This is a genomic window from Achromobacter sp. RW408 (assembly GCF_003184165.1).
GTDB lineage: Bacteria > Pseudomonadota > Gammaproteobacteria > Burkholderiales > Burkholderiaceae_B > Achromobacter > Achromobacter xylosoxidans.
Map to the genome: position 1 here is coordinate 547,984 of NZ_QHHO01000022.1, position 6,891 is coordinate 554,874.

Consider the following 6,891-nt stretch of genomic DNA (forward strand, 5'->3'; position numbering starts at 1 on the left):
CGTCCGAGTAGCTCAACGTGGGCGTGAGATAGGCCAGGTTGGACGTGACGCCGGCAAAGCGCGTGCCGTTGAATTTCTCTCCGGCATGCAGGATGGTGTAGCGCTGCGTTTCCGCATACAGGTCCGACGCCATCGCGTTGACCCGCAGCACCGCACCGGTGAGCCTGGCCGTCTTGGCCACATCGAGCCGGTCGGCGGCGGTTGGCGTGACGCGCACGGTGTAGGTGCCTGCGGTGCCGAAATCGAGGTCCCCATCGCCCCAGATGTACTGGGTGATCGGCGCGCCATCGTCGCTGCCAAAGGCCAGCTGGTTGTCCTTGCCCTTGAAATACAGGTCACCGATGATGTCGGAACCCGACCACATGATGAATGTGTTGTTGTCGCCTTCGAAGAGAACGGCAGTCGCGCCGTTGCTGTTGAAGCTGCCTTTGTTGGTGACGGTCGTATCGCTGCCCGCTCGTAGCGCGGTGCCTCTCTTGCCGACACTTCCTTTGTTTGGGTACTGCACGGTGCCGGGAAAACCGCCCAGCACGACGTTGTTGTTGACCACCGTGCCCGAGCCGATGGAGATGCCGACGCCGCCATCTCCCGAGAACGTGCGGGGGGCCAGATAGAGATCGCGGGTGCCGCCCTGGCCGCCGGAGACCAGGGCGTTGATGATGATGTCGCCCCGCGTAAGCACGACGGCGTCGCCACCAGCGCCGGGGTGCCCCCTCGATGCGCCTCCCATGCCTCCGGAGACAGGGCCATTCAACGTCAGGACACCGGATACGGCGGCGATTCCCGCGCCGCCGCCACCGCCGCCGCCCACGTAAGCCATATTTTGCAGGGCATCCGCTCCGCCGGGGCTTCCCGCCGCCCCGTTCCCACCCGTCACGCTCACGTTGGTGGCGATGACCAGGTTGATGTTCTCGCCGCCGAGAATGGCGACTCCGCCGCCACCCCCGCCGTGATTGTTATCGCAAGGCGCGGCGCAAGTCCCGCGGCTGCCCGACACGTCGGTCGTCACGACGTCATTGGAACTGGCGGCCTTGGGAGCGGCGCCGCCGGTGCCGGGGCTATGGGCGGCATTGGCGCCCGCGCCGGCCTTGCCATCGGAAGTGATCGGGTCCAGTCCGCCGCCGTCGCCGCCCTGAGTGGCAGGATTGGCCGTCCAGAAGTTCTGGCCAAGGTCTCCGGCGCCACCGCCTCCCTTGCCGGCGGCCGCAACGGCGGTAGCCGGCAGGGTCACGCCCATGTGCAAGGCAAGCACAAGGCATGCGGCGTAAGTCAGGCGGTGTGAGAAGACGGTTTGTCTGGACGGGAGGACTTGCATGGCTACACCCACAATTACCGGGAGGTTGAAGAACTCGGCGGTAAGTGTAGGTAGCCGAAGGCGACGCTTCATCGCCAACCGGCAGTCAATGAAAAGAAGATTGGTCAACGCATATGAAGATCCCTATTGATTGGGAGGACTCTAAGGATTGCCGGAGGAAAAGTAAAAATCGGTCTGGAGAAAATCAGACAGCTAGCCGGCCTGATTTTTGAAAAACGCGGCAATCGCCTGCGGCGACTTCCCCAGCACCTCGCGCAGCACTTCCTCCGTATGCTGCCCCAGCAGCGGCGGCGCGCGCCGGTACACCACCGGCGAATCCGAAAAGCGCAACGGACTGGCCGTCACCGGCGCCACGCCGCCGCCCGGATGCGGCAGGTCGCGGCGCAGCTGCCGCGCCTGCGCCTGTGGGTGAGCGAAAGCCTGGGCGATGTTGTTGATCGGGCCGCAGGGCACGCCCACGGCCTCCAGCTTGGCGATCCAGTCGTCGCGCCGGCCCTGGCGCATGATGGCGGCCAGCATCCCCACCAGTTCGTCGCGGTTGGTCACGCGCAGCCGGTTGGTGGCAAAGCGCGGATCGTCGCCCAGCTCCGGCGCGCCGATCGCCGCGCAATAGGCGCGGTACTGCGATTCATTGCCGGTGGCCACGATCAGGTGGCCGTCGCTGGCGGCGAAGACCTGGTAGGGCACCACGTTCTGGTGCGCGTTGCCGGCGCGCGTCGGCGCCACGCCGGAATTGAAGTAGTTGGAATTCTGGTTGGCCAGCAGCGCCACGTGGCTGTCGAGCAGCGCGATGTCCAGGTGCTGGCCGAGGCCGCTGCGGTGGCGTTCCTGCAAGGCCGCCAGGATCGCCACGGTGGCGTACATGCCGGTGACGATGTCGGTCACCGCCACGCCGGCCTTCTGCGGTCCACCGCCGGGCAGGTCGTCGCGTTCGCCGGTGATGCTCATCAGGCCGCCCATGCCCTGGATCATGAAGTCGTAGCCGGGGCGGCGCGCGAACGGCCCGTCCTGGCCGAAGCCGGTGACCGAGCAGTAGATCAGGCGCGGATTGATGGCCTTCAGGCTGGCATAGTCCAGGCCGTACTTGGCCAGCCCGCCGACCTTGAAGTTCTCGACCAGGATATCGCTGACCGCCGCCAGTTCGCGGATCAGCGCCGCGCCATGCGGCGTGGCCATGTCGGCCTCGACCGAGCGCTTGTTGCGGTTGGCGCTGAGGTAATAGGCGGATTCGTTGGTGTCGACGCCATTGCCGTCCTTCAGGAAGGGCGGGCCCCAGGCGCGGGTGTCGTCGCCGACGCCGGGGCGCTCGATCTTGATGACGTCGGCGCCCAGGTCGGCCAGGTTCTGCGTGCACCACGGGCCTGCCAGGATGCGCGACAGGTCCAGCACGCGGATGCCGTCCAATGCGGGCGGGCGCGTCATGATTGCACCTCGGCGGCGCCATGGCTCATCACGATGATGTCGCGTTCGACGGCGCGGGCGATGAAGCGGATCTGGCCGTCCGGCATGCGCCACATATCGCATTGCAAGGTTTCGCCCGGGTAGACCGGCGCGGAGAATCGCGCATCCAGCCGGGTCAGGCGGGAGGCGTCGTAGTCGCACCAGGTCTTCACCAGCGCGTGCGCGGCCACGCCGTAGGAACACAGTCCATGCAGGATCGGCTTGGGATAGCCGGCCTGGTGCGCGACCTCGGGGTCGGCGTGCAGCGGATTGCGGTCGGCGTTCAGGCGGTACAGCAGCGCCGCCTGCGGCGGAATGCGCAGTTCGCAGCGGCGCTCCGGCTCGCCCTGCGGCGCGGCGGGCAGCGGCTCGGGGCTGGCGTCGCCCTGGCCGAAGCCGCCATCGCCGCGGCAGAAGGTGCTTTGCCGCAAGGTGGCCAGGCGCGTGCCGGCGCTGTCGTGCAGCGTGCGTTCGGTGACCACGATGGCGCCCTTGTCCGCGCCCTTGTCGATCACGTGGGTAACGCGGCTCCTGCCGATCACGGTGCCGGACGTGGGCAGCGGCGCGTGCACCGCCAGTCGCTGTTCGCCATGCACCAGCCGGACCCAGTCGATGCCGGCGCGCGGATCGCTCATCCAGAATCCCGGATAGCCCAGCACCACGCTCATGGTGGGAAAGGCGCGCAGGTCCTTTTCGTACACGTAGCGCAGTTGCCGGGTGTCCTCGGGATCCTGTCCCAGGCCGATGCCCAGGGCATACAGCATGGTGTCCTTGTCGTCGTAGTGCTGGCGCACGTCGTCGAAGCGCCAGTGCTTCACGGTTGCGTAGTCGAGCGGCATGGCGGTCTCAGATGGGGTCCCAGTCGATCACGTCGGGCGAACGCTCCAGCGCGTAGAAGTGCTTGCGCATGGCGGGCACGGCGATCTCGCCGATCAGTTCGGGCGTCCAGCCCTCGCTGTAGTGCACGGTGCGTAGCGGCCGCGGCTGGCTCATCAGCATGATCTCGTTGGCGCGCACCGCGAACACCTGCGCGGTGATGGCGCTGGCCGCGTCGCTGGCCAGGTACACGGCCATCGGCGCGACCTTGTTGGCCTCCATCTTCTTCAACTTTTCGACGCGCGCCTTCTCCTCGTCGGTCTCGGCGGGAATGGAGCTGGTCATGCGGCTCCAGGCGAACGGCGCGATGCAGTTCGAGCGCACGTTGTAGCGCGCCATGTCCAGCGCGATCGACTTGGACAGCGCCACGATGCCGAGCTTGGCGGCGGCGTAGTTGGCCTGGCCGAAATTGCCGATCAGGCCGGACGTGGAAGTCATGTGCACGAAGGCGCCCGACTCCTGTTCACGGAAATACGGCGCGGCGGCGCGGCTCATGAAGAACGAGCCGTTCAGGTGCACGTCGATGACCTGGCGCCATTCCTCCTCGCTCATCTTGTGGAACACGCGGTCGCGCAGGTTGCCGGCGTTGTTGACCACCGCGTCGATGCGGCCGAAGGCGTCGATGGCGGTCTGGACGACGCGGCTGGCGCTGTCGTAGGCGGCCACGCTGTCGGTGTTGGCGACGGCCTGCCCGCCCGCCGCCACGATCTCGCGCACCACGGCCTGCGCGGGGCCTTCGCCGCCGCCCTCGCCGGTGAGCGAGACGCCGATGTCGTTGACCACCACCTTGGCGCCCGCCTGCGCCATGGCCAGCGCGATGCCGCGGCCGATGCCGCCGCCCGCGCCTGTAACGACCACTACCTTGCCGGAAACAATACCGCTCATTGGGGCTTACTCCAGATGCCGCGGCGCGCGCCGCGTGGGAAACAGTTCCGCGTCAAACCGTATGGTTTACGGGGTTGCCCCATGGTATGGTCGTCACGGCATTCGAAGAATTCAAAATTAGAAATGCCCCCCTTCTGTGTGGTGGAACATGAGACATGATCTGACTGACCTGCGGCTATTCGTGAACGTGGGGGAAACGCTCAATCTGACCCGCGCGGCCGAACGCACCTTCCTGTCGCTGCCCGCCGCCAGCGCGCGCGTCAAGCACATGGAAGAGGCCTTCAAGGCGCGGCTGCTGGTGCGCATGGCCACGGGCGTGGCGCTGACCCCGGCCGGCGAGGTGCTGCTCAAGCACGCCAACGCGGTGTTCCGCCAGCTCGAATGCCTGAACGCCGACCTGCAGCCCTACGCCAGCGGCCTGAAGGGGCGGCTGCGCCTGCTGGCCAACACCACCGCCACCAATTCCTTCCTGGCGGACGCGCTGTCGACCTTCCTGGCCGAGAACCCCGACGTGGATGTCGAGCTGGAGGAGAAGATCTCGGGCGACATCGTCATCGCGATCCGCGCGGGCGCCGGTGACCTGGGGCTGGTGGCCGGCAACATCGACGTCGAGGGCCTGGATGTGACGCCGCTGTTCCGCGATGAACTCACCGTGGTCACGGCGCTGGACCATCCGCTGGCGGCGTCGAAGTCGGCCCATTTCGCCGACCTGATCGATGCCTACCAGTTCGTCGGCATCCATCCCGACAGCGCCATCCAGACCTTCCTGGAGGACATCGCCAGCGGCCTGGGCAAGCGCATCTGCCAGCGCGTGCACGTGGGCAGTTTCGAGGCCGTGTGCCGCATGGTCGAGGCCGGCGCCGGCATCGCCGTGGTGCCGCGCGCCTGCGCGGCGCGCTACAGTCGGCCCGATGCCTTGCACGTGTTGAAACTGGAAGATCCCTGGGCCCTGCGCGACCGCCTGCTGTGCCGCCAGCGCGGCCGCGACCTGCCCAGCTTCGCCGAGTGCTTCATCGAGCACGTGCAGCGCGCGGCGCGGGGACAGTAGCCCCGGCGGGGGCGGTGTCATGCCGCGGCGAACGCGGTGTTCCGCCCGTCCTGACGGCTTGACGGTCCGCATGGCCGTCGCCGTGGCGCCACATCGGACCTGCGATAGTGTCCGATCAGCGAACACGGCATCGCGGCGAAAGAGGGGCTTTTGAAAATATGTAGCGGCAAAAGCGGCCGCGCGGCAAATAATAAAAAAAGCCCCGGCCGCGCCTGATGCGCGGACAGTAGAAAAATGGGGCCGGCAGGCGGCAAGCACCGCGTTGTTCCGGTGTGGTTTGCGGCCGCGCCACCGACAAGAACGACTCAGGAGACTGCCTTGCTAAATCCCCAACGCCGCCGCGTCATCGCGGGGCTGGGCGCTGCGTGCGCCACGACTCTGCTGCCCACTTTCGCCCGCGCTGCCGCCTGGCCCGGCCACGCCGTGACCTTCATCGTGCCGTTTCCGGCCGGCGGTCCGGTCGACACCACCGCGCGGTTCACCGCGCAGCCGCTGGGCCACCTGTGGTCGGTGCCTACTGTGGTGGACAACCGCTCGGGCGCCGGCGGCATCGTTGGCGCGCAGTTCGCCGCCAAGGCCGAGCCGGACGGCTACAACTTCTTCTTCGCCTCCATCCATCACGCGGTGCTGCCGAGCCTGCGGGACAACCTGACCTACGACATCAACCGTGATTTCGTGCCGGTGGGCATGGCGGCGGTGTTTCCGATCGTGCTGGTGGTGAACCCGTCGTTGCCGGTGACTTCGGTGAGCGAACTGATCGCCTATGCCAAGGCGAATCCGGGCAAGCTGTCGTTCAGTTCCTCCGGAACGGGCGGCGGCACGCATCTGGCGGGCGAGCTGTTCAATGCGATGGCGGGCGTGAAGATCCAGCACATTCCTTACCGGGGCAGCGCGCCGGCGATGCAGGATCTGCTGGGAGGGCAGGTGCAGGTGATGTTCGCGGACGGGCCGTCGGCGGTGCCGCATCTGAAGACGGGCAAGGTGCGCGCGTTGGGGGTAGGGAATCCGACGCGGTCGAGCATGTTGCCGGACGTGCCTACGATCGCCGAGTCTGGGTTGCCAGGCTACGAGGCGTACTCGTGGAGCGGGGTACTGGCGCCGAAGGGGACGCCCGCCGACATCGTGGCGCGGGTCAATGCGGACATGGTGAAGGTGTTGTCGGATCCCGCGACGGCCAAGGCGATGGTGGCGGCGGGGGCGGAACCCAAGCCCGGCAGCCCGGAGGCGTTTGGGGCGTTCGTGCGCGGCGAGGTGGCCAAGTGGCGGGATGTGATCAAGAAGGCGGGGGTCAAATTGGAGTAGGGCTTTTGGGTTCTTTAGACGCGTG

The 6,891-nt window shown here is 67.2% G+C and carries 5 protein-coding genes and 1 pseudogene; 2 read left to right on the forward strand and 4 right to left on the reverse strand.

What is annotated here, in order from left to right:
- The 4 genes and pseudogenes from DK459_RS30350 to DK459_RS04840 all read right to left on the reverse strand — a co-directional run.
- A pseudogene (locus DK459_RS30350) lies at positions 1-1,237 on the reverse strand (hypothetical protein); the annotation flags it as partial.
- Positions 1,238-1,507: 270 nt separating this feature from the next.
- Positions 1,508-2,737, reverse strand: a complete 1,230-nt coding sequence (locus DK459_RS04830; protein ID WP_024067794.1) for a CaiB/BaiF CoA-transferase family protein — start codon at positions 2,735-2,737, stop codon at positions 1,508-1,510.
- The gene (locus tag DK459_RS04835) at positions 2,734-3,594 is read right to left on the reverse strand and encodes a MaoC/PaaZ C-terminal domain-containing protein (RefSeq protein ID WP_110134502.1); all 861 of its coding nucleotides are present in this window, start codon (positions 3,592-3,594) and stop codon (positions 2,734-2,736) included. Before DK459_RS04835 ends, DK459_RS04830 begins: the two co-directional genes overlap by 4 nt.
- Positions 3,595-3,601: 7 nt before the next feature.
- The gene (locus DK459_RS04840) at positions 3,602-4,516 is read right to left on the reverse strand and encodes an SDR family NAD(P)-dependent oxidoreductase (protein WP_020925077.1); all 915 of its coding nucleotides are present in this window, start codon (positions 4,514-4,516) and stop codon (positions 3,602-3,604) included.
- A gap of 148 nt (positions 4,517-4,664) precedes the next feature.
- On the opposite strand from DK459_RS04840, the gene DK459_RS04845 reads away from it, so the two are divergent.
- On the forward strand, positions 4,665-5,564 hold the full coding sequence (locus DK459_RS04845) for a LysR family transcriptional regulator (RefSeq protein ID WP_026382350.1): 900 nt from the start codon (positions 4,665-4,667) through the stop codon (positions 5,562-5,564).
- Positions 5,565-5,882: 318 nt separating this feature from the next.
- Positions 5,883-6,866, forward strand: coding sequence for a tripartite tricarboxylate transporter substrate binding protein (locus tag DK459_RS04850; protein ID WP_024067796.1), 984 nt, complete (start codon positions 5,883-5,885; stop codon positions 6,864-6,866).
- Positions 6,867-6,891 lie beyond the last annotated feature (25 nt).

Excerpts from the sequence above, each read along its gene's own strand:
- DK459_RS04835 (WP_110134502.1), bottom strand. The coding sequence starts at position 3,594 with ATGCCGCTCGACTACGCAACCGTGAAGCACTGGCGCTTCGACGACGTG.
- DK459_RS04845 (WP_026382350.1), top strand. The coding sequence starts at position 4,665 with ATGAGACATGATCTGACTGACCTGCGGCTATTCGTGAACGTGGGGGAA.
- DK459_RS04830 (WP_024067794.1), bottom strand. The coding sequence starts at position 2,737 with ATGACGCGCCCGCCCGCATTGGACGGCATCCGCGTGCTGGACCTGTCG.
- DK459_RS04840 (WP_020925077.1), bottom strand. The coding sequence starts at position 4,516 with ATGAGCGGTATTGTTTCCGGCAAGGTAGTGGTCGTTACAGGCGCGGGC.